General features: G+C 72.9%; 14 protein-coding genes and 2 pseudogenes. 7 read left to right on the top strand and 9 right to left on the bottom strand.

All coding sequences use genetic code 11. The features are described from left to right. Nucleotides 1-115: 115 nt before the first annotated feature. On the bottom strand, nucleotides 116-709 hold the full coding sequence (locus AMK22_RS30405) for a uridine kinase family protein (RefSeq protein WP_073790295.1): 594 nt from the start codon (nucleotides 707-709) through the stop codon (nucleotides 116-118). 206 nt (nucleotides 710-915) lie between these two features. Between AMK22_RS30405 and AMK22_RS30400 the strand changes: the two genes are divergently transcribed. Together AMK22_RS30400 and eccCb are read left to right on the top strand one after the other, a co-directional pair. Further along, a complete protein-coding gene (locus tag AMK22_RS30400; protein ID WP_073790293.1) occupies nucleotides 916-2,283 on the top strand; it encodes a peptidase C39 family protein in 1,368 nt (455 codons plus the stop codon). A 383-nt stretch (nucleotides 2,284-2,666) separates the two neighbouring features. After that, the gene (gene eccCb / locus AMK22_RS30395) at nucleotides 2,667-4,799 is read left to right on the top strand and encodes a type VII secretion protein EccCb (RefSeq protein WP_242434192.1); all 2,133 of its coding nucleotides are present in this window, start codon (nucleotides 2,667-2,669) and stop codon (nucleotides 4,797-4,799) included. 557 nt (nucleotides 4,800-5,356) lie between these two features. Here the strand turns inward: eccCb and AMK22_RS41285 are convergent. From AMK22_RS41285 to AMK22_RS30380, 3 genes and pseudogenes are all read right to left on the bottom strand, one after another. Continuing rightward, nucleotides 5,357-6,103: pseudogene (locus AMK22_RS41285) on the bottom strand (S8 family serine peptidase); the annotation flags it as partial. Nucleotides 6,104-6,242: 139 nt separating this feature from the next. Then, nucleotides 6,243-8,774: pseudogene (locus AMK22_RS42445) on the bottom strand (right-handed parallel beta-helix repeat-containing protein). Nucleotides 8,775-8,983: 209 nt separating this feature from the next. Further along, a complete protein-coding gene (locus AMK22_RS30380) occupies nucleotides 8,984-10,234 on the bottom strand; it encodes a glycoside hydrolase family 18 protein (protein ID WP_073790291.1) in 1,251 nt (416 codons plus the stop codon). Nucleotides 10,235-10,600: 366 nt separating this feature from the next. Here AMK22_RS30380 and AMK22_RS30375 point away from each other — a divergent pair, with 366 nt between their 5' ends. Beyond that, entirely contained in the window at nucleotides 10,601-11,773 is a 1,173-nt protein-coding gene (locus AMK22_RS30375) for an acyl-CoA dehydrogenase family protein (RefSeq protein ID WP_073790290.1), read from the top strand. A gap of 478 nt (nucleotides 11,774-12,251) precedes the next feature. On the opposite strand, the gene AMK22_RS30365 is transcribed toward AMK22_RS30375, so the two are convergent. Further along, complete coding sequence (locus AMK22_RS30365) at nucleotides 12,252-12,650, bottom strand: hypothetical protein (RefSeq protein WP_073790287.1); 399 nt, start codon at nucleotides 12,648-12,650, stop codon at nucleotides 12,252-12,254. 202 nt (nucleotides 12,651-12,852) lie between these two features. Between AMK22_RS30365 and AMK22_RS30360 the strand changes: the two genes are divergently transcribed. The 4 genes from AMK22_RS30360 (at nucleotide 12,853) to fxsA (ending at nucleotide 17,155) form a co-directional block, all read left to right on the top strand. Further along, nucleotides 12,853-13,293: an Lrp/AsnC family transcriptional regulator gene (locus tag AMK22_RS30360; RefSeq protein WP_073790285.1), complete on the top strand. Its 441-nt coding sequence runs from the start codon at nucleotides 12,853-12,855 to the stop codon at nucleotides 13,291-13,293. Between the two features lie 213 nt (nucleotides 13,294-13,506). After that, nucleotides 13,507-15,153, top strand: coding sequence for an amidohydrolase (locus AMK22_RS30355; RefSeq protein ID WP_073790283.1), 1,647 nt, complete (start codon nucleotides 13,507-13,509; stop codon nucleotides 15,151-15,153). Between the two features lie 560 nt (nucleotides 15,154-15,713). After that, nucleotides 15,714-16,481 carry a polyprenol monophosphomannose synthase gene (locus AMK22_RS30350; protein ID WP_073790281.1) on the top strand — a complete coding sequence of 256 codons (768 nt, stop codon included), beginning with the start codon at nucleotides 15,714-15,716 and terminating at the stop codon, nucleotides 16,479-16,481. Nucleotides 16,482-16,555: 74 nt separating this feature from the next. Further along, the gene (gene fxsA, locus AMK22_RS30345) at nucleotides 16,556-17,155 is read left to right on the top strand and encodes an FxsA family membrane protein (RefSeq protein ID WP_073790280.1); all 600 of its coding nucleotides are present in this window, start codon (nucleotides 16,556-16,558) and stop codon (nucleotides 17,153-17,155) included. A 157-nt stretch (nucleotides 17,156-17,312) separates the two neighbouring features. On the opposite strand, the gene AMK22_RS30340 is transcribed toward fxsA, so the two are convergent. From AMK22_RS30340 to yczE, 4 genes are all read right to left on the bottom strand, one after another. Then, a complete protein-coding gene (locus tag AMK22_RS30340) occupies nucleotides 17,313-17,687 on the bottom strand; it encodes an RNA polymerase-binding protein RbpA (protein ID WP_007262928.1) in 375 nt (124 codons plus the stop codon). Nucleotides 17,688-17,952: 265 nt separating this feature from the next. Then, nucleotides 17,953-19,341 carry an MFS transporter gene (locus AMK22_RS30335; protein WP_073790278.1) on the bottom strand — a complete coding sequence of 463 codons (1,389 nt, stop codon included), beginning with the start codon at nucleotides 19,339-19,341 and terminating at the stop codon, nucleotides 17,953-17,955. Between the two features lie 46 nt (nucleotides 19,342-19,387). Beyond that, complete coding sequence (locus AMK22_RS30330) at nucleotides 19,388-20,152, bottom strand: glycerophosphodiester phosphodiesterase (RefSeq protein WP_073790277.1); 765 nt, start codon at nucleotides 20,150-20,152, stop codon at nucleotides 19,388-19,390. Further along, nucleotides 20,149-20,979, bottom strand: coding sequence for a membrane protein YczE (gene yczE, locus AMK22_RS30325; RefSeq protein WP_338014196.1), 831 nt, complete (start codon nucleotides 20,977-20,979; stop codon nucleotides 20,149-20,151). Before yczE ends, AMK22_RS30330 begins: the two co-directional genes overlap by 4 nt. Between the last annotated feature and the right edge of the window lie 95 nt (nucleotides 20,980-21,074).

Below are 21,074 nucleotides of genomic sequence, written 5' to 3'. Positions count from 1 at the left end.
GCCGCACATTGAGAACGTAAGACCTGTACCGCCCTCCGGTCAAGCCGAGTTGGGGTCATCCGGGCCGATTTCTCAGCAGTTGATACGGGGGTGCGCCCCGCTCACCGTCCGTGACTCAGTGGTTCGCCCCCGCGGCCGGGCGAGGGCCCTCCGCCCACGCGTAGCCCACCGGCAACTGCCGTATCAGCGTGTCCGCGTGGGGGCGCGAAGGATCGGCCGAGAAGTGCCCCTCCTCGGCGGCCGTCCACCCGTCCCAGAAGGCGGACAGCGCGGGTCCGTCCCGGTGCCGGCCCCGCCCCCAGGACTCCGCGGCGGGCAGGTCCATCCACAGCAGCCGTGCCAGGTGCGGGCGCAGCGCGCGGCGCCCCGCGCCGACGCCCTCGATCAGGACCACCGGCGCGGGGTTCAGGGCGCGCGGCGGCCCGAACGTCCGGGCGGTCCAGTCGTACGGCGCGTAATGGGCGCGCTCCCCGCGCGACAGGGGCTCGATCACCTGCTCCCGCAGCCTGTCCGTCCAGGTGAAGAAGGACGTGTGGGTGGCCAGGTCGTCCAGACGCAGCACCGGGGCGTCGCCGAGCGCCGCGGCCAGACGGGTCGCGAAGGTGCTCTTCCCCGATCCCGCGTGACCGTCCACGGCGACCAGCCGCACCGGTCCGCAGGACGGTGCCAGGGCGCGCAGCCGCGCGGCGGGGCCCGAGAGGTCGTTCATGGGTTCCAGCCTACGGGCCGGTCCGGGGTGTTCGCCGGGCGCGTCCGGGTCCGCCGCAGGTCATGCCAGTGGTTCAGACCAATATTGGTGGCTCGGCGGGGTGTCGTAACGCTGGCCGGATCCGGCCGCGAACCGCGATAGTTGGCGCACTGTCGCACACCCGTAACCGCATTCCGTCCACGAGTTCACGACCGGGGGTCTCGCCCATGAACAGACCGACCTCGCGCAGGACCGTGCTGACCGCCGCGCTCGCGGTGGCCGCCGCCGGTACGGTGCCTTCCGCCGCCTCCGCGCACGCCGCCACCGCCTCGTCCACCGCTCCCTCGACCCCCTCGGCAGCCGCTCTTTCCGTGGACAACCACTCCTGGCACACGTACACCGACTGGCGCGGCGGCTTCTGCGCCGGTACCCGGGCCGTCGCGGGCCGCCGCCCCGGTCTGGTGATCGGCCGCCCCGAGGGGCGCACCGACTACACCGACCCGCACACCGGGCGTACCTCCGCATGGGAGTATGCGACCTGGACCTCGCCGCTCCACCGGTCGGCCGTCCCCGCGACCGAGGTGATCGCCTCCTGGAACGCACACACCCCCGAGGGCACCTGGATCCAGATCGAGCTTCAGGGCCGCTACTCGGACGGCACCTGGACCCCGTGGTACGTGATGGGCCGCTGGGCCTCCGGCGACGGCGACATCCGCAGGACCTCCGTCGACGACCAGGGCGACGGCAGGAGTTCCGTCTGGACCGACACCTTCTCGGTGGACGACCCGGCGAGCGGGCTGCGGCTGGCCGCCCACCGCATGCGGCTGACCCTCCACCGCGCCCCGGGCACCCGCGGCACGCCCACCGTGTGGCGGCTCGGCACCATGGCGTCCGACGTCCCGGACCGCTTCACCGTGCCCGCCAGCGTTCCCGGTCTCGTCGGGGAACTGCGGGTGCCGCGCTACTCGCAGAACATCCACGCGGGGCAGTACCCGGAGTACGACAACGGCGGCGAGGCGTGGTGCAGCCCCACGTCCTCGCAGATGATCATCGAGTTCTGGGGCCGCCGCCCCACCCCCGAGGATCTCGCCTGGGTCGAGCCCGGTCTGGCCGACCCACAGGTCTGCCACGCCGCCCGGTTCACGTACGACTACCAGTACGAGGGCTGTGGCAACTGGCCGTTCAACGCCGCCTACGCCGCGACCTACGACGACATGGGCGCCGCGGTGACCAGGCTCGGTTCGCTCACGGACGTGGAGACCCTGATCCGGGCGGGCATCCCGGTCATCACGTCGCAGTCCTTCCTCAAGGAGGAACTGACCGGCGCCGGATACGGGACGTCCGGCCACCTGATGACCGTGATCGGGTTCACCGCGGACGGTGACGTGATCGCCAACGACCCGGCCTCACCGGACAACGAGGCGGTCCGCCGGGTCTACCGGCGCCGCGAATGGGAGAACATCTGGCTGCGCACCAAGCGCCACGACGCGAACGGCAAGGTCAGAAGCGGTACGGGCGGTGTCTGCTATCTCTACTGGCCCGCTCGTCCGACACCGGCTCAGCGCCGGGTTCTGAGGTCGTTCGGCCTGCTGTGAGCATGTGCGGTGCCACGGCCGCCTCGGCCACCTGACGGCAGCGTTCCCGGCCGTCCTGGGTGAGGTGGCCGTACTTGTCCACCGTGACCTTGATCGAGCGATGCCCGAGCCAGCGAGACACTTCGTGAATGGACACGCCGCTCGTCAGGGTCACGGTGGCACACTTTTGTTACAAATTGTGCGGATTGAGCCTTTTTCGGTCTGACACTGATGGCCACGTGTCGGACGGTTCTACGGAACGACGAAGCTCCTGGTAGACGGGTTCTCGACCAAGATCGCCCGCAACCATCAGGTGCTTCGTGTGCTTGTCCACCCGTCGTCGATCGACCTGTCCAGTCGCACCCTGCGGTGCCTGACCGAACGGCTCGCTGTGCGAGCTGTTCGTGATGATCGGCCGGCTCGGCCGCTCCCTCGGCGTCCATCTGCTGCTCGCCTCGCAGCGCCTGGAGGAGGGGCGCATGCACCAGCTGGAGAGCCACCTCTCCTACCGCATCGGCCTGCGCACCTTCTCCGCCATGGAGAGCCGCGGCGTCCTCGGCGTGCCCGACGCCCACCACCTGCCGCCCACCCCCGGCAGCGGCTACCTCAAGAGCGGTGTCGAGGCCCTCACCCGGTTCCGTGCCGCCTACGTCTCCGGCGCGTACAAGCCCCGGCGCGGCAGCGTGCAACAGGCCCAGATCGCCCGGCAGGTGGTGCCGTGGGGCACCGGCTGGGTGGTGCCGCGGACCCTGCCCGCCGCCCCCGACCCGGAACCGGCCGCCGAGCCGGAGACCGGTGAGACCCTGCTCGGCCTGGCCCTGGAACGGCTCCGCGACAGCGGACCGCCCGCCCACCAGGTGTGGCTCCCGCCGCTGGACGCCCCGCCCAGCCTGGACGCCCTGCTGCCGCCCCTGGTGCCGGACCCCGACTTCGGCCTCACCACCGCGGGATCACCGGACCGGGGCAGGCTCAGGGTGCCGGTCGGCATCGTCGACAGGCCCTTCGAGCAGGTGCGCGACCTGCTCACCGTCGACCTCTCCGGCGCGGGCGGACACGTCGCCGTCGCGGGCGGTCCGCAGAGCGGCAAGAGCACCCTGCTGCGCACCCTCATCACGGCGCTCGCGCTCACCCACACCCCCCGCGAAGTCCAGTTCTACTGCCTCGACTTCGGCGGCGGAGCGCTCGTCGGGCTCGCCGGACTGCCGCACGTGGGCGGCGTCGCGGGCCGGCTCGACCGCGAACGCGTCTCCCGGACCCTGGCCGAGGTCACCTCGCTGCTCAACCGCCGCGAACTGTTCTTCCAGGAGGAGGGCATCGACTCGATGGCCACCTACCGCAAGCGGCGGGCGGCCGGCCAGTACCCCGACGAACCGTTCGGCGACGTGTTCCTCGTCGTGGACGGGTGGGCGACCGTACGCTCCGACATGTTCGACGACGTCGCCGTCTTCAACGGCCTGGCCTCGCGCGGCCTCAACTACGGCGTCCACCTGATGGTCGGCACCTCCCGCTGGGTCGAGCTGTCCGCCGCCCTCCGCGACCAGATCGGCACCCGTCTGGAACTGTGGATGGGCGACCCCATGGACTCCGCCGTCGACATCCGCAAGGCCGCCGCCGTCCCCACCTCGCCGGGCCGCGGCCTCAGCCCGGACAAGCTGCACTTCCTCACCGCGCTGCCGCGCATCGACGGCCAGGAACAGGCCGAGGACCTGACCGAGGCGCTCACCGACCTGGTCGAGGCCGTCGCCGAGAGCTGGGACGCCCCGTACGCGCCCCCGGTACGGATGCTGCCGACCAGCCTCCCCGCCCGCGAACTCCCCGCCTCCGAGCAGCCGCTGCGCATCCCGATCGGCCTGGACGAGGCCGAACTCGCCCCGGTCTGGCACGACTTCGCGCAGAGCCCGCACCTGGTGCTGGTCGGCGACACCGAGAGCGGCAAGACCAGTGCCCTGCGCCTGATCGCCCAGCGCATCATGGCCGCCCACACCCCCGACGAGGCCCGCATCCTGGTCGTCGACTACCGCCGCGAACTGGTCGAGGCGGTTCCCGAGGAGTACCGCCTGGGCCACGCGGTCGCCGCCGACCCGCTGCGCGAACTCGTCGACGGCGTGGGCCGCGCCATGGTCGTCCGCACCCCCGGCGAGGACATCTCGCCGGCCCGGATGCGACGCGCCGACTGGTGGCAGGGCCCGCGCCTGTTCATCCTGGTCGACGACTACGAGATGGTCGGCTCCGGCTTCAACAGCCCCTTCGAACCGCTGCTGGCGCATCTGCCGCTCGGCTACGAACTCGGCCTGCACTTGGTGGTGGCCCGCGCCGCCACCGGCGCGTCCCGCCTCGACCCGGTGATGCGCAAGCTCCAGGAGGTCAACTCCCCGGCCCTGCTGATGTCCTGTCCGCCCACGGAGGGCTACGTCTTCGAGAACGTCAAGCCGCGCATCCTGCCGCCGGGCCGGGCGCTGCGCATCGCACGGCGCAAGGCCGCCCTCGTCCAGCTGGCCCTTCCCGACGAGCCGGACGGGCCGGCCGAGGAGGGCTGAGCGCCGCCCGGGCGACCTTCGACCGGGAAGCGGACGCGGCATGGTGCGTGCGATGTCCGGGCGCCCGGATGCCCTCGTGGCGGAGCCACCGGGGCATCGGCGACGCCGGAAGGCGCGCGTGCCGGGCGTGGCCGCCCGGTCGGGGCATCCGGCGGGCTCCGCGCCACCCGCGCGGAACGGACCAGCCCGCTGCCCGTCGGCGGGGCGCCGACCCGGCCCACGCGCGGGTCAGCGCGCGCCAGGGCCGTCCGCGCCCAGCCGCCCCGGCCGCCAGCGGCGCTCACGGCCACGCGGCAGCACCACCGCGAGGAACGCCACCAGCAGGATCGTGCCGCCCGCCCCCGCCGCGACCAGATACGCGGTGGCACGGGCCCCGCCGTGTCCGGTGGCTCGGGCAGCCGCACCGGTTCGGCCGCCGCGGCCCGGGACGGCGCCGCGGCGGGAGCGACACCCGACACCGCGCCGTACGGATCCAGCGCCGGCAGGTCCCCCGGACAGGCCGTCTCCAGGATCCAGGCCCGCACCCGGTCCGCGGTCAGATCCGGGTGGTACGCGCGGACCAGCGCCGCCGCGCCCGCCGTCACCGCCGCCGCCAGGGACGACCCCGACGCCGTCCACTTGCCGTCGCCCACCGGCCCCGGACCGACCAGCGCCGCACCGGGGGCGGACAGGTCGGCGTGCCGGTGGCGCGGCGCGTTCTCGGCCCGGCCGCCCTGCGGCCCCGTGTCGAGGACGGCCAGCGCCCCGGCCGGCGCCGCGGGCGCGGGCGGTGCCTCGGACACGCCCGGCGGCAGGCTGTCCGCCGCGGCCGGGACGACGACCAGGGCGTCCTTCCGCGCGGCCACCTCCATCGCGGCCCGCACCGCCTTGTCGGCCCCGTCCAGCGGAGCCGTCACCGTGATCACGTCCGCGCCGGCCTCGGCCGCCTCCCGGACCCCGGCCGCCAGCCGGGCCGGGTCCGGCTCGCCCCGGGTGCCGGTGCCCCGCACCGCCAGCACTCGCGCGCGCGGGGCGACGCCGGAGAACCCCTGGCCCGTGGTCGCCGCCCCGGCGGCCAGACCGGCCTGGAAGGTGCCCCGGCCCACACAGTCCCGGTCGGCGTCACCGAGCGCCCGCACCCGGCCCGCCAGCACGGTGGGGGAGTCGCTGACCCCCGTGCCCACGACCGCCACGGTCACCCCCTCGCCCCGCGACAGCCGCCACACCTGGTCCAGCGACAGGGCCTGCCGTGTCCACGGCGCGTCCGGGGTGACGCGCCCTTTGTGGGACGTGCATTTCTGGTCGGCGGCGAGCCGTTCGGGCATGCCGGGCAGGGCCACCCGTCCGCCGTCGTCAGCGTGCGCGAGCGGCCCCGGCAGCACTGCGGCGAGGGTGGAGATGCACAGCAACAGCGTGGTACGGCGACGCATGGGACCGGTCCTCGGACGGCTCGGCGGGCGGGGTTCAGTGGTGCGGCAGGTCCTCGGGCAGCAGCATCCGCAGATCGTCCAGACTCGGCGCGGCGACCGCGCTCAACCGACCGGCCTGACGGGTCATCATCTGTTCCAGCGTCTGCCGCGCGAGCCGCGCGTTGCCGAACGAACGGCCTCTCGGTACCGCGTCGAAGTACGCGCGCAGCGCCGAAGCGGCGCCCGGCGCGCACTCGTATCCGTTGTCCGCCGCGTGCTGCCGGACGATGGTGACCAGTTCGTCCGAGGAGTAGTCCGGGAACTCGACGTGCCGGGTGAACCGGGAGGCGAGGCCGGGGTTGGAGTCGAGGAAGCGGTCCATCTCGGCCGTGTACCCGGCCACGATCACCACCACCTCGTCCCGGTGGTCCTCCATCAGCTTCAGCAGTGTGTCCACCGCCTCCTGGCCGAAGTCCGAGCCACCGCCCCGCCCGGGGGTGAGGGTGTACGCCTCGTCGATGAACAGCACCCCGCCCAGGGCCTTGTCGAAGGTCTCGGTGGTCTTGATGGCGGTGCCGCCGATGACCTGTGCCACCAGGTCCGCCCGCGACACCTCCACCAGATGGCCGGAGCGCAGCACGCCGAGCGAGGCCAGGATCGAGCCGTAGAGGCGGGCGACCGTCGTCTTGCCGGTGCCGGGCGGCCCCGCGAAGACCAGATGGCGGCTCATCGGCGGGGCGGGCATGCCGAGGCTGGCCCGGCGCTGCGCCATCCGGTTCAGGTTGATCAGGGTCAGCACCTGCTGCTTGACGTCGTCCAGGCCGATCAGCGACTCCAGTTCGGCCACCGGTCCGGCCCCGGTCCGCGGGGCGTCCGCCACCGGGACCGCGCCGCCCGGCAGCCGCCCGTCGCCCGCCGCCTCCGCGCCCGCCGCGGTGCCTCAGGCGTCCGGGGCGCCGTTCTCCGCGCTGGTCAGCCCCTCGACGGCGAGGCGGTCGCCGGGTACGGCCTGGCGCAGCCCGCTGCCCCGGTTCTCCCGCAGCGTGCAGCCGATCAGCGACACCGGGTCGGCGCCCTCGACCCGAACCCCGTCGGCGGCCGAGCCGGTCACCTCGCAGGCGTTCAGCGCGGCGCGGGCCCCGGCCGCCACCAGCACACCGTGCTCGCCGGAGCCGGTCACCCGGGCCCGCGCGGCGGCCAGTTCGCCCTCCGCGTCGACCTGTACGCCCGAGGCGGCGCACTCCTCCACCGAGGTGTCGCGCAGCGTGAGCGTCCCGAGCGCGGCCACGTGGACACCCGCCGCCCCGGCGGCGCGCAGCCGCCCACCGCCGACGTACAGGTTGCCGTGGCCCGAGACGTGGACCGCCGAGCCGGACGGCTCCTCGACGGCGCAGTCCTCCAGGCGGCCCCGGCCGTCCTTGGAGACCTCCACGCCGTGGCCGCCGCAGCGGGCGACGGTCGCCCGGCGCAGCAGCGGGTTGGCCCCGGCGCGGATCACGATCCCGCTGCCCCCGGCGTCCAGCACCTCCAGCCGGTCGAGCTCGGCCGCCGAGTCCTCTTCCAGCAGCAGTCCGGTGCCCTCCGCGTCCCGGACGACGACGCCGGTCAGCACGGGGGAGGAGAAGCCGCAGACCCGGACCGCGGGCTCCACGGCGGCGGTGAACACGCAGTCCTTCACCGTGCCGCGACTGCGCTCGGTGACCAACAGCCCGTGTCCGGCGGTGCGTTCGCCGCGGCAGCCGCTCAGTGTGGGGGAACTGCCCGCACCCACCACGAAGCCGTGCCCGGTGGTGTCGCGCACGGTGACGTCCTCCAGGACGGTCCGGCCGGTGCTGTTCACGAACACCCCGACCACACACTCGCGGACCGTGCCGCGCACCACCACGGCCGAGCTGTCCTCCTCGACGGCGACACCGGGTTTGTCCGCCGCGGATATCTCGCAGTCCTCGACCAGCACGTGGGCCTGGCCGTTGGCGAGGACGCCGTTGCCCCGGGCGTCGCGGAGCCGGCTCGCGCGCACCGAGATCCGCCCGCGCTCCCCGGCCACCACCGCGGAGGTTCCCAGGTGTTCGACGACGCAGTCCTCCAGCAGGCTCTCGGTGCCGGACGTGGCCACCACGCCCGCGCCCGCCGGATTGCTGATCCGGCACTGACGCAGCGCCAGCGACCCGCCGCCCCGCGCGAACAGCGCCGCCCAGGACGAGCCGTGCACGTCGCAGCGGTCCAGGGCGAGTTGGCCGCGCGGCACGTCCACGACCGGGAGCTCGTCGTCGTGCCCCCGCAGGACCAGGTCGCTCACCATCACCGCGTCCCCGGTGAGCGTCAGCGCCGGGCCGCGCCGGGGCGCCAGCTCCACCGTCCCCCGCCCCTCGGCGGCACTCAGGGTGATGGAGACCGCCACGGTCACGCTCTCCTCGTACCGTCCCGGCGCGATGCTGACGACCGCTCCGGTGCGGGCCCGGGCGACGGCCTGTGCGACGGTGCGGCAGTCGCCCGTCCCGTCGGCTGCGACGGTGAGCACCTGGCGTGACACGTTCTTACCTCCCGGACCCCGGTGCCCGTGGGGCGTGGCGGGGACGCGCGGCATGCTGGGGCGTGTGGAACTGATGTGCCCATCATGCCTGTTGGCGCAGGTGGCCCGCCACAGTGGCCCGCGCCGGCGAACCGGCCGGGGCGCACCGCGCGGCCGGGGGGTGGGGTCGCCCGGCCGCGCGGCTCGTGTCCGGCCCTCCGAGTGGCCGGACGTCTCTCGGAGCGTGTCGGGCGGCCTCCGGCCCAAGGCCACCCGACAGGCGCTCAGCGCAGAGCCTTGATCAGCTCCCCGTCGGTGGTGTCGCCGCTCAGCTCCCAGAAGAAGGTGCCGCCCAGACCCTGCTGGTCCTTGTAGTCCATCTTTCCGGCGATGGTGGCCGGGGTGTCGTAGCTCCACCAGTTGTTGCCGCACCGCGCGTACGCCGTGCCGGCCACCGTGCCGGTCGTCGGGCAGCTGTTCTTGAGGACCTTGTAGTCCTCGATGCCGGTCTCGTAGGTGCCGGGGGCGGCGCCGGTGGCGGTGCCGCCGGGCGCGTCCTGGGTGACGCCGGTCCAGCCGCGGCCGTAGAAGCCGATGCCGAGCAGCAGCTTGGACGCCGGGACGCCCGTCTCCTTCAGCTTGGCGATGGTGGCCTCGCTGTTGTACCCGTCCTGCGGGATGCCCTCGTAGGAGCTCAGCGGGGAGTGCGGGGCGGTCGGTCCCTGCGCGTCCCAGGCGCCGAAGTAGTCGTACGTCATCGGGTTGTACCAGTCGACGTGCTTCGAGGCCCCGCCGTAGTCGACCGCGTCGAGCTTGCCGCCGTCGGAGGCGTCGGCGGGGATCGCCGCGGTGACCAGGTTGTCCGCGCCGAACTTGGAACGCAGCGCGGCCAGCAGGTTGCCGTACGCCTCGCGCCCGCTGGTGTCGCAGGTGAGCCCGCAGGCGTTGGGGTACTCCCAGTCGATGTCGATGCCGTCGAAGACATCGGCCCAGCGCGGGTCCTCGACCAGGTTGTAGCAGGACTCGGCGAACGCGGCCGGGTTCTTCGCCGCTTCGCCGAAGCCGCCGGACCAGGTCCAGCCGCCGAACGACCAGATCACCTTGAGGTCCGGGTGCAGCTTCTTGAGCTTGCGCAGCTGGTTGAAGTTGCCGCGCAGGTCCTGGTCCCAGGTGTCGGCGACCCCGTCGACCGACTGGTCGGCGGTGTACGCCTTCTCGTAGTCGGCGTACGAGTCACCGATCGCGCACTTGCCGCCGGTCACGTTGCCGAAGGCGTAGTTGATGTGGGTGAGCTTGTCGGCCGAGCCCGAGGTCTCGATGTTCTTGACGTGGTAATTGCGCTGGTAGACACCCCAGTTGGTGAAGTAGCCGACCACCTTGTCGCCGGCCGCCGTGGGGGAGGCGGCCGGTGCGGCGGGGGCCGCGCCGGCGGGGGCGGTGCCGGCCACGCCCAGGAGGGCGGCGCCGAGGGCCGTGGTGCAGGCGGCCGCGGCGAAGGCCCGTACGCGGGTGCGGGCGCGGTGCTGTCCGGACATCTTGTCTCCTCGTGGGGGAGGGAACGTGGTGGGGGGAGTCCGGCCCTTCCGTGAACTTGGCATGAACGCGGAAATGCCGGTCCGGGTGAAACCGTAGATGGACTAGACCAGTTGGGTCAATGGTTCGGACCAATTCCGCTGATCGTTCCGGCTGTCTCCGAGTCGCCCGCCGACCCCGTGACGGATATCGTCCGATCGGGCATACTCAAGCCGCCACAGCCGCTGGCCAGCAGCTCTCGTAATCCGGGGGACCGGCATCGGTTGGGTGGCAGTGCTCTTCCGGGCGCTGTCCCAAAGCCCCCGGCGGCGCCGCCCACACCCCGCGCGCGCGACCGCCGCCACGCCCGACAGGGAGGAGAGCGCATCATGTCCGACCGTGCCCCGTTCTCGGTGGAACGCCGTCTGCCGACCGAGGAGGCCGGGCAACTGCTCGCCCTCGTCCGCGACATCGCCCAGCGGGAGATCGCGCCGCGGGCGGCCGAGGAGGAGGAAGCGGGCCGGTTCCCGCGCGAGGTCTTCACCCTCCTCTCCGAGTCCGGACTGCTCGGACTGCCCTACGACTCCGGCCACGGTGGCGGCGACCAGCCCTACGAGGTCTACCTCCAGGTCCTGGAGGAGCTCGCGGCGGCCCGGCTCACCGTCGGCCTCGGCGTCAGCGTCCACTCCCTCGCCTGCCACGCGCTCGCCGGATACGGCACCGAGGAGCAGCGGGACGCGCACCTCCCGGCGATGCTGGGCGGGGGCCTGCTGGGGGCCTACTGCCTCTCCGAGCCCGCTTCCGGATCCGACGCCGCATCGCTGCGCACCAAGGCCGTGCGGGACGGCGACGACTGGGTCGTCACCGGCACCAAGGCGTGGATCACCCACGGCGGGATCGCGGACTTCTACACGGTCCTGGCGCGCACCGGCGGCGAGGGGGCCCGCGGCATCACCGCCTTCCTGGTGCCCGGCGACGCCGAGGGGCTGAACGCCGCCGCGCCGGAGAAGAAGATGGGCATGAAGGGCTCGCCCACCGCCCAGCTGAACTTCGACGGCGTACGGATCCCCGACGCGCGCCGCGTCGGCGACGAGGGCCAGGGCTTCGCGATCGCCCTGTCCGCGCTGGACTCCGGACGCCTGGGCATCGCCGCCTGCGCGATCGGTGTCGCCCAGGCGGCCCTGACCGAGGCCGTCTCCTACGCCACCGGGCGGCAGCAGTTCGGCCGCCCCATCGCGGACTTCCAGGGCCTGCGCTTCATGCTCGCCGACATGGCCACCCGTATCGAGGCGGGCCGGGCGCTGTACCTGGAAGCGGCCCGGCTGCGCGACGAGGGCAAGCCGTTCTCGCGCCAGGCGGCGATGGCCAAGCTGTTCTGCACGGACGCGGCGATGCAGGTCACCACCGACGCCGTCCAGGTCCTCGGCGGCTACGGCTACACCGCCGACTTCCCCGTGGAGCGGCTGATGCGCGAGGCCAAGGTGCTCCAGATCGTCGAGGGCACCAACCAGATCCAGCGGATGGTCATCGCCCGCCATCTCGCGGGTCCCGAGACCCGCTGAGCCGAGGCGGGCGCTCCGACCACACGGGCGTCGTCATGATCCGGTTCCACTCCTGGTCCCGGTGGCCCGGCAGGGTCCGCCCGTGCCGCTCCCAATGACGCAGCAGGGCCCGGAAGATGGGCGGATCGGCGGAGTGCGGCGGCGTCCGGGACGCCGACCGCGCACCGGGCTGCGGAACCGATTCTTCGGAAGCGGGGACGGCGAGACGGCGACGACCGGTACCGGTCGTCGTGTGCGGCGGGGTCATACCCGGCCAACGGTGAGGGGCGGGAGCGGGTCACTGCCCGAGCGATTCGAGAGCCCGTTCGCCCCTTCCCCGGGCGGCTTCTCCGGGGGCCGTTCCCCGGGGCGGCGGTCCCTCGGGCGGGGCGCCGCCGGACCGCGGCGTCGTGCGGTTCCCGGCCTCGGGCCGGACGCGCCCCCCGGGCGGACGGGCCCGGACGGTCACCGGGCCGTACCGCGGGGCGAGGGGAGCGGCTCAGGCGGCCTCGCGCCGCATCCGCGGCGCCCGCATCGGGCGCGAGCCGGGACCGCCCGCGTGCGAGAACGGCTGCATCCTCCAGTCGAGCCCCTGAGGGAGCGTCAACAGCAGTCCGCCGTCATGCTCCTGGAGATCGGGCGACTCGTCCGCGGGCCGTGTCCGGGAAACCGCGCGGCCCGTTCCGGAGCAGACCTGCAGGACGAACGGGTTCCACGGAGTCGGGCACAGCGCGTGTTCCGGCAGCACGTCCTCGTCCGCGAGCAGCGCGATCGGCTGCGCGCAGTCCGGGCAGATCACCCGGTACATCTCGAACATGTCGTACGGATCGGCGACCGCGTCGTCGTCCGGATCGACGGAATCCGGTTCGAAGCGTTCGGTGAGCTTCAAGCTCTGCATGGGATTTTCCCCCCTCGGGTGGGCCCGGTCCGGCGCCGTGGCCTGGACCACAGCAAGCACTTCCCGTCGCGCGTCGGCCGTAACCGTGAGGCGGCGTGCTAACCAGCCGTAATCCTGTGGCGTTCGTCACATGACGGGCGCAGGTGCCGCTCCGGGGCCCTCGCCGCTGTTCCTGGAGACGCCCGGGCAATAGGTTGACCGCATGGAGGAGCTGGACCGACAGATCGTTGAGCTGCTCGTCAAGGACGGGCGGATGAGCTACACCGACCTGGGCAAGGCCACGGGCCTGTCCACATCGGCCGTTCATCAGCGCGTCCGCAGACTGGAGCAGCGCGGAGTGATCCGGGGCTACGCCGCGGTCGTCGACCCGGAGGCGGTGGGTCTGCCGCTCACCGCGTTCATCTCGGTGAAACCCTTCGACCCGAGCGCGCCGGACGACATCGCCGAGCGGCTCGCCGACGTCCCCGAACTGGAGGCGTGCCACAGCGTCGCGGGCGACGAGAACTACATCCTCAAGGTGCGGGTCGCGGCGCCGCTGGAGCTGGAGCACCTGCTCACCCGGATCCGTTCGCTGGCCGGCGTCTCCACCCGTACCACCGTCGTCCTGTCCACGCCGTACGAGGCCCGGCCCCCGAAGATCTGAGAACCTGTCGGGTGATCTTCGGCCGGAAGGCGGACGCGGCAGGGTGCGTGCGGTTCCGAGGCGGCGGGATGTCCCCGTGGGGGAGCCGCACGGGCGTTTCGTCGACGCCGGAAGCGTGCGTGCCCGGGGCGTGGCCGCCCGGCCGGAGGTCGCCCGACAGGCTCCGAGGGGGTCGCGGACAGGACGGCCGCGGACAGGCGCGAGACTGGTCCCATGACCGAGAGCACCGCCCACCAGAGCGAACACCGCACCGTGCTGCTGCGCGGTGGAGACGTCCACAGCCCCGCCGACCCCTTCGCCACCGCCATGGTCGTCGAACGCGGCCATGTCGCCTGGGTGGGTTCGGAAGGGGCCGCCGACGCCTTCGCGAGCGGCGTCGACGAGGTGATCGACCTCGACGGCGCCCTGGTAGCCCCCGCGTTCACCGACGCCCATGTGCACACCACCGCGACCGGTCTGGCGCTCACCGGACTCGACCTCTCCGCCGCCCGGACCCTCGACGAGGCACTCGGTCTGCTGCGCGCGTACGTGGCCGCGCACCCCGCCGACCGGGTCGTCCTCGGCCACGGCTGGGACGCCACGCGCTGGCCGGAGCAGCGCCCCCCGTCGCGCACCGAACTCGACGCCGCCGCGGGCGGGCGGGCGGTCTACCTGCCCCGCGTCGACGTGCACTCCGCCGTCGTCACCACCGCCCTGCTGGACCTGGTCCCCGGCGTCACCGGGCTGACCGGCTACCACCCCGACGCCCCGCTCACCGACGCCGCCCACCACGCGGTGCGCGCCGCGGCCCACGGAGCCGTCTCCCCGCGCCAGCGGGCCGACGCCCAGCGGGCCGCCCTGCGCCGCGCCGCCTCCCTGGGCATCGGCACCGTCCACGAGTGCGGCGGCCCCGACATCTCCGACGAGGAGGACTTCACCGGACTGCTGAGGCTCGCGGCCGAGGAGAGCGGCCCGCGGGTCTTCGGCTACTGGGCCGAGGAGGTCGCCGACGAGAAGGACGCCCGCCGCGTCAGGGAACTCGGCGCGGTCGGCGCGGCGGGGGACCTGTTCGCCGACGGCTCGCTCGGCTCGCACACCGCCTGCCTGCACGAGCCGTACGCCGACGGCCCGTCCGGGAACACGGGCACCGCCCATCTCGACGCGGCACGGATCGCCGCCCATGTCACGGCCTGCACCGAGGCCGGACTCCAGGCCGGTTTCCACGCCATCGGCGACGCGGCGGTCTCCGCCGTGGTGGAGGGTGTCCGGTCCGCCTCCGAGAAGCTCGGCCTCGCCCGGATCCGGGCCGCCCGGCACCGCGTCGAGCACGCCGAGATGCTCACCCCCGAGACCGTCGCCGCCTTCGCGGAACTGGGCCTGACCGCATCGGTGCAGCCCGCCTTCGACGCCGCGTGGGGCGGGGAGGACGGCATGTACGCGCGGCGGCTGGGCGCCGAGCGGGCCAGGACCCTCAACCCGTACGCGGCGCTCCTGCGGGCCGGTGTGCCGCTGGCGTTCGGCTCGGACAGCCCGGTGACCCCGCTGGACCCCTGGGGGACCGTACGGGCCGCCGCCTTCCACCGCACGCCCGAGCACCGGATCTCCGTGCGCGCGGGCTTCACCGCCCACACCCGGGGCGGCTGGCGGGCCGTCGGCCGCGACGACGCGGGCACGCTCGTGCCCGGTGCCCCGGCCGACTACGCGGTCTGGCGCACCGGCGGCCTCGTGGTCCAGGCGCCGGACGACCGGGTCGCCCGCTGGTCGACCGACCCCAGGTCGGGCACCCCCGGACTGCCGGATCTCACCCCGGGCGCCGAACTCCCGGTCTGCCTGCGGACGGTGGTCTTCGGACAAACGGTCTACGTACGGCCGAACGAGTGACGTGCGGACATTTCGCACCGTCGATCGAGGGTTCCGACGTTCCGCCACGACCTGCGGATCTTCGCCACTGACCAGGCAGGTTCCATGAACGTCGCAGGTCAGACGGGTATTGACAGAAAGCGCCCACCGGCCGGTAGGTTCGGCCGGGTCCACCACAGGACGCCCGACCGGTCGAACCTCCACGCAGTCGTCGAACGCCGCTGGGTCACGGGGTGGTGTGCCGTACCGGCGCGCCATCACTGACAGCCAGGTTCAGCGCCCGCGCCTCGGTGGCGAAGGAAGGCATCGCCGGACGGGGGTGCGACCCGGGTGGGGCCCGGACGTTCAGTAGACAACGGCTCTCGGTCGACCCGCAGCCAGCGGGTCCCAGGTCGGCCCGAAGGGCGCCGGGCCCCCATCCGTAGCCTCCTCGCGCGGTCGCGTCCATCTCCTGGTCCCGTCCGTGCTTTTCTGTCCGCACTTCCCCGCTTCTGTCCCCCGCGGGTGCCCGACCGTGTCGGCGTACGGCCCCCGGACGCTGGATATGGTGTGCATCTGCGTACGGACTGAAGGGGCAGTAAGTGAACGACGGCGGTCAGAGGCGATACGGCCCGCTCGGCAGAACCTTGGTGATCATTCCGACCTACAACGAGGCCGAGAACATCAAGCCGATCGTCAGCCGGGTGCGCGCCGCCGTGCCGGAGGCCGACATCTTGGTCGCCGACGACAACAGCCCCGACGGCACCGGCAAGGTCGCCGACGAGATCGCCGCCGAGGACGAGCAGGTCCGGGTGCTGCACCGCGAGGGCAAGGAAGGACTGGGCGCCGCCTATCTCGCGGGCTTCCGCTGGGGCATGGAGCGCGGCTACGGCGTGCTCGTGGAGATGGACGCCGACGGTTCCCACCAGCCCGAGGAACTGCCCCGGCTGCTCACCGCGCTCAAGGGCGCCGACCTGGTGCTCGGCTCCCGCTGGGTGCCGGGCGGCCGAGTGGTCAACTGGCCGAAGTCCCGCGAGATGATCTCGCGCGGCGGCAGCACCTACTCCCGGATCCTCCTCGGACTGCGGACCAGGGACGTCACGGGCGGCTACCGGGCCTTCCGCGCCGAGACCCTGAAGGGCATCGGCCTGGACAGGGTCGCCTCCCAGGGCTACTGCTTCCAGGTCGACCTGGCCCGTCGCGCCGTCGAGGCCGGCTACCACGTCGTCGAGGTCCCGATCACGTTCGTGGACCGGGAGATCGGCGACTCGAAGATGAGCCGCGACATCCTCGTCGAGGCGCTGTGGCGGGTCACCTCCTGGGGGGTCGCCACCCGCACGAACCGGGCCCTCGGCCGCAAGGCCGTCTGAGCCGGCGGGCGGCCGGATCCGGCCGCCCCACCCCCCTACGCCGTTCGGACGCGCCTACGGGCACACTGGGGACCATGACGACCGGTACAGGCACACCGCCCCCGACCGCACCGAGGCGTTCACGCGCCCGCACCTTCGTCCCGCTCGCCGTCGCCGCCTGGGCAGTGCTGGAGATCTGGCTGCTCACCGTCGTGGCCGACGCGGCCGGCGGGTTCGCCGTGCTGCTGCTCCTGGTGGCGGGGATCGTCCTCGGGGCGGCGGTGGTGAAGCGGGCCGGCCGCCGGGCCTTCCGCAATCTCACCGATACCCTCCAGCGGATGCCGGGGCAGCCCGGCGCCGACACCACCGGGCGGACGGCTCCCGAGGGCGGCGGGGGCAACGGCTTCCTGATGCTCGGCGGACTGCTGCTGATGGTCCCGGGACCGGTCTCCGACGTGGCGGGGCTCCTGCTGCTGGTGCCGCAGGTCCGCTCGATGCTCGGGCGATACACCGAGCGCTCGCTGGAACGCCGGATGCGCACAGCATCCCCCGGCAGCATCTCCGACGCCTTTCAGCAGGCCCGCATTCACCGGCCGGACGGAAAGATCGTGCAGGGTGAGGTCGTCCGCCACGACGACGCGCCGCAGCCGGGCTCCCGCACCGACGACGGCCCCCGGCCGCCACTGACCCCCTGATCCCGTACGGGCCGGCGCCGGTTCCTGAGGCCCGGCCCGTTCACGGACGGCCGTGCGCGGCCGTGCCCGTGTACCGGACGCGACAGAGCCGCGGGCCGTGGTGCACACACTGGGTGTGCCACGGCCCGCGGCTCTGTCGTACTGCGGTGCCCTGCGGTCAGGCGGACTTCCGGCTGTCCCGCGGGTGCACGGCGATGTTCATGGCTCCGGAGCGCAGAACCGCCAGCCTCTCGGCCAGCACCTCTTCCAGCTCCTCGCGCGTGCGCCGCTCCATGAGCATGTCCCAGTGCGTGCGCGCGGGCTTGCCCTTCTTCTCCTCGGGGCCATCCCCGTCCACCAGGAGTGCCATGGCGCCGCACGCCTTGCACTCCCACTCCGGCGGAATCTCCGCCTCTACCGAGAAGGGCATCTCGAATCGATGTCCGTTCTGGCATGCGTACTCCACCGCCTGGCGCGGGGCCAGATCGATGCCGCGGTCCGTCTCGTAGCTGGTAACCACGAGCCGCGTGCCGCGGAGAGCTCGCTCACTCATGAATCGTGCCTCCCGGGCTTGTCGCCCACAGGACAGGTGTCGCTGTCGTCGTCATCCGGTCAACGTCCGGTCGGCGGTAAAGATTCCCGTTGCCGGTCATGCGTCGCCCGTCGTGCCGCTGCTTCTTCAGGGTTGGGGTACCCGCCAATGCCCGGTTTGTCACATCTGGCGGAAGTTGTCACCCAACGGTTTTGCTTCTTCCACTCGCAGTAACGGTCCTCCGGGCAGGCCAAAGGCGTACACTACCGGCCTTTCACTTCAACGTCTAAATCCGCTCCGGGACAGGGTTCCCCGCAGCCGCCACGGCCCGGCGAATCGGCACCCTGGCGAGCAGTACGGAACCGATCACGAAAAAGATCACCAGCGACATGATCGCATCTCGATAGCTTCCGGTCAGCTGATATGCGAGACCGAACACCAGCGGCCCCAGCCAGCTCAGTCCGCGGTCGCTCATCTCGTACGCGGAGAAGTACTCGGCCTCCTTGCCCTCCGGCACCAGATGCGAGAACAGGGAGCGGGACAGCGCCTGGCTGCCGCCGAGCACCATGCCGATCGCCGAGGCCAGCACGTAGAAGAAGAGCGGCGCGTCCGCGGGCAGGACGTAGCCGGCGAGAACGATCAGGGTCCAGACGACGAGCGAGCCGAGGATCGTGCGCTTCGCGCCGTAACGCCGTGCCAGCCGGCCCATCCCCAGCGCCCCCGCCACCGCGAGCACCTGGACCAGCAGCACGGCTGTGATCAGTGTCGTCTGGTCGAGCCCCAGCTCCTCGGAGCCGTACACCGACGCCTGGGAGATCACCGTCTGCACGCCGTCGTTGTAGACCAGGTACGCCAGCAGGAAGGAGAGCGTCAGCGGATGGCGGCGCATGTCGCGCAGCGTCGCGACCAGCTGCCGCCATCCCGGGCCTGCCGCGCCCGCGCCCGGTCCGGCGCCGCTCCGGGGCGTCCGGCGGTCGCGCAGCCGCCGCAGCGGGACCAGGGTGAAGACGCCCCACCAGACACCGGCCGACGCCAGGCAGATCCGTACCGCGTCCCCCTCGGAGAGCCCGAACGAGTCGTGGGCCGTGTACAGCACCAGGTCGAGGACCAGGACGAACGCCCCCGAGGTGTAGCCGAACGCCCAGCCGCGCGAGGAGACCTCGTCCCGTTCGTCCGGTTCGGAGATCTGCGGCAGATAGGCGTTGTAGAGGACCATCGACACCGAGAACGCCGCGTTCGCCACGATGAGCAGGAACGCGCCCAGCAGATAGCGGTGGCCCTCCAGGAAGAACATGCCGGTCGTGGCGGCGGCCCCCACGTAGGCGGCGGCCGCGAGCAGCGGCTTCTTGCGGCCCGTGCGGTCCGCCGCGGCGCCCGCGACCGGCATCGCGATCACCGCGACCACGACGGACACCGAGACCGCGTAGGCGAAGAGCGATCCGGCGCGCACCGGTATGCCGAGCGGGTGCACGAAACCGTCGGCGTCGGCCGCCGCCTTCGCGACCGACGTCAGGTACGGGCCGAGGAACACCGTCAGGACGCTCGTCGAATAGACGGAACAGGCGAAGTCGTAGAAATACCAGCCGCGTTGTTCGCGTATGCGGTCCGCGGCGTCGTCGTCGCGCCCCGACGCGTGTTCCACCGGCCCGGTAGTGTCCGTGGCTTCGGCGCTCAAGCCGTTCCCCCTCGTCGCTCCCCGTGAGCCGCGCGCACGAGCGGCGTCAGGCCCAGGCCCCGCGGTCGCTCAGCACCGTGCGCAGCGTCTCGATGTGATCGGTCATGATGCCATCCACGCCGAGATCGAGGAGCGCGGCCATCCGCTCGGGCTCGTTCACCGTCCACACGTGCACCTGGAGCCCGCGGGCGTGGGCCTCGCGCACGAAGCGCCGGTCGACGACCCTGACCCCGTTCTGGCTCTCCGGCACCTGCGCGCACACCGCGCCGGAACGCAGCGCCGCCGGGATGCCGAGGGAGCGCAGTCGCAGGCCCAGCACCCCGCGCACGCCGTAGGACGTGGCCAGCCGGGGACCCGCGAGACGGTGGGCCCGGGCCACCCGCGCCTCGGAGAACGAACCCACGCACACCCGGTCCCAGGAGTTCGTCCGGCGGATCAGCTCGACCAGCGGGACCAGCGCGGATCCGGCCTTGATGTCGACGTTCCAGCGCGCCTGCGGAAACGTCTCCAGAAGCTCCTCGAACAGCGGCAGCGGCTCGCGCCCGGCCACCCTGGCCCGCCGCACCTCGCTCCACGGCAGCCCGGCTATCCGGCCCCGGCCGTCCGTGACCCGGTCCAGGGTCGTGTCGTGGAAGGCCACCAGCCGGCCGTCCGCCGTGGTGTGCACATCGGTCTCGAAGTAGCGGTACCCGGCGTCGGCGGCGCGGCGGAACGCGGCCGTGGTGTTCTCGATCCCGTCGGCGGCGCCGCCCCGGTGGGCGAAGGGGATCGTCGTGGGGTGGTCCAGGTAGGGATGGCGTACGGAGGTCACCGCGGCAGTATGGCCCGTCCCGGTGTCCGGCCGGTGACACGGGTGCCGCGGCCGGGCGACCCGGAAGCGGCGGACCGGCCGCGGGCGGGCACCGACGCCTCCCCGGGCGCCGACGCCTCCCCGCCCCTCGGTCCGTCCCCGACCGTCCCTCTGCCCTCGCGCGCCGCCCCGTCGGTCCCGGCCGCGGGCCCGCTCCCGGACGTGCCCTCGTCCGTCGGTTCCCCGCCGACCGCGAAAAGGCGCAGGAAGAACTGGGCGAGCGGGCCGATGGCGAGGGCGTAGACGACGGTGCCGACACCGAGGGAGCCGCCCAGCGCGAAACCGGTCACCACCACCGCGACCTCGATCAGGGTGCGGACGAGCCGGATCGAGCGGCCGGTGCGCCGGTGCAGCCCGGTCATGAGCCCGTCGCGCGGACCCGGACCGAACCGTGCCGCTATGTACAGGCCGGTCGCGACCCCGTTGAGCACCACCCCCGCGACCATCAGCGCGATCCGGGCCGCGACGCCGTGCACGGCAGGCACGAGCGCGAGCGTGCCGTCCATGGCGATGCCGATGACGAAGACGTTGGAGACGGTGCCGAGACCGGGGCGCTGCCTGATCGGTATCCACAGCAGCAGCACGACGGCGCCGACGACGATCGACACGACCCCGATGGAGAGCCCGCTGCGCTCCGAGAGCCCCTGGTGCAGCACCCCCCACGGTTCGAGACCGAGACCGGCGCGGACCAGGAGCGCCGAACTCGCCCCGTACAGCGCGAGACCGACGTAGAGCTGGACCAGCCTTCGGGCGAGGTGCGCCCCGCGAGGGACGGAGGTGACGGACAAGGGTGCCCCCTGGAGTGGTGGGAGTGGATTGCTGCATGTCACTCTGTGGCAGGGGTTCGGCCACCAACTATGGCCAATTTGAGGAAGGTGGACTG

Source organism: Streptomyces sp. CB01580 (genome assembly GCF_001905795.1).
In the GTDB taxonomy this organism is placed as follows: Bacteria; Actinomycetota; Actinomycetes; order Streptomycetales; family Streptomycetaceae; genus Streptomyces.
Note: the sequence above shows the minus strand (reverse complement) of the source record. Positions and strands in the feature narration are given on the sequence as shown.

Bases quoted from the DNA above. Each gene is read 5' to 3' on its own strand.
- AMK22_RS30405 (WP_073790295.1), bottom strand. From the start codon at position 709: ATGAACGACCTCTCGGGCCCCGCCGCGCGGCTGCGCGCCCTGGCACCG.
- AMK22_RS30400 (WP_073790293.1), top strand. From the start codon at position 916: ATGAACAGACCGACCTCGCGCAGGACCGTGCTGACCGCCGCGCTCGCG.
- AMK22_RS30380 (WP_073790291.1), bottom strand. From the start codon at position 10,234: ATGTCCGGACAGCACCGCGCCCGCACCCGCGTACGGGCCTTCGCCGCG.
- AMK22_RS30375 (WP_073790290.1), top strand. From the start codon at position 10,601: ATGTCCGACCGTGCCCCGTTCTCGGTGGAACGCCGTCTGCCGACCGAG.
- AMK22_RS30365 (WP_073790287.1), bottom strand. From the start codon at position 12,650: ATGCAGAGCTTGAAGCTCACCGAACGCTTCGAACCGGATTCCGTCGAT.
- AMK22_RS30360 (WP_073790285.1), top strand. From the start codon at position 12,853: ATGGAGGAGCTGGACCGACAGATCGTTGAGCTGCTCGTCAAGGACGGG.
- AMK22_RS30355 (WP_073790283.1), top strand. From the start codon at position 13,507: ATGACCGAGAGCACCGCCCACCAGAGCGAACACCGCACCGTGCTGCTG.
- fxsA (WP_073790280.1), top strand. From the start codon at position 16,556: ATGACGACCGGTACAGGCACACCGCCCCCGACCGCACCGAGGCGTTCA.
- AMK22_RS30340 (WP_007262928.1), bottom strand. From the start codon at position 17,687: ATGAGTGAGCGAGCTCTCCGCGGCACGCGGCTCGTGGTTACCAGCTAC.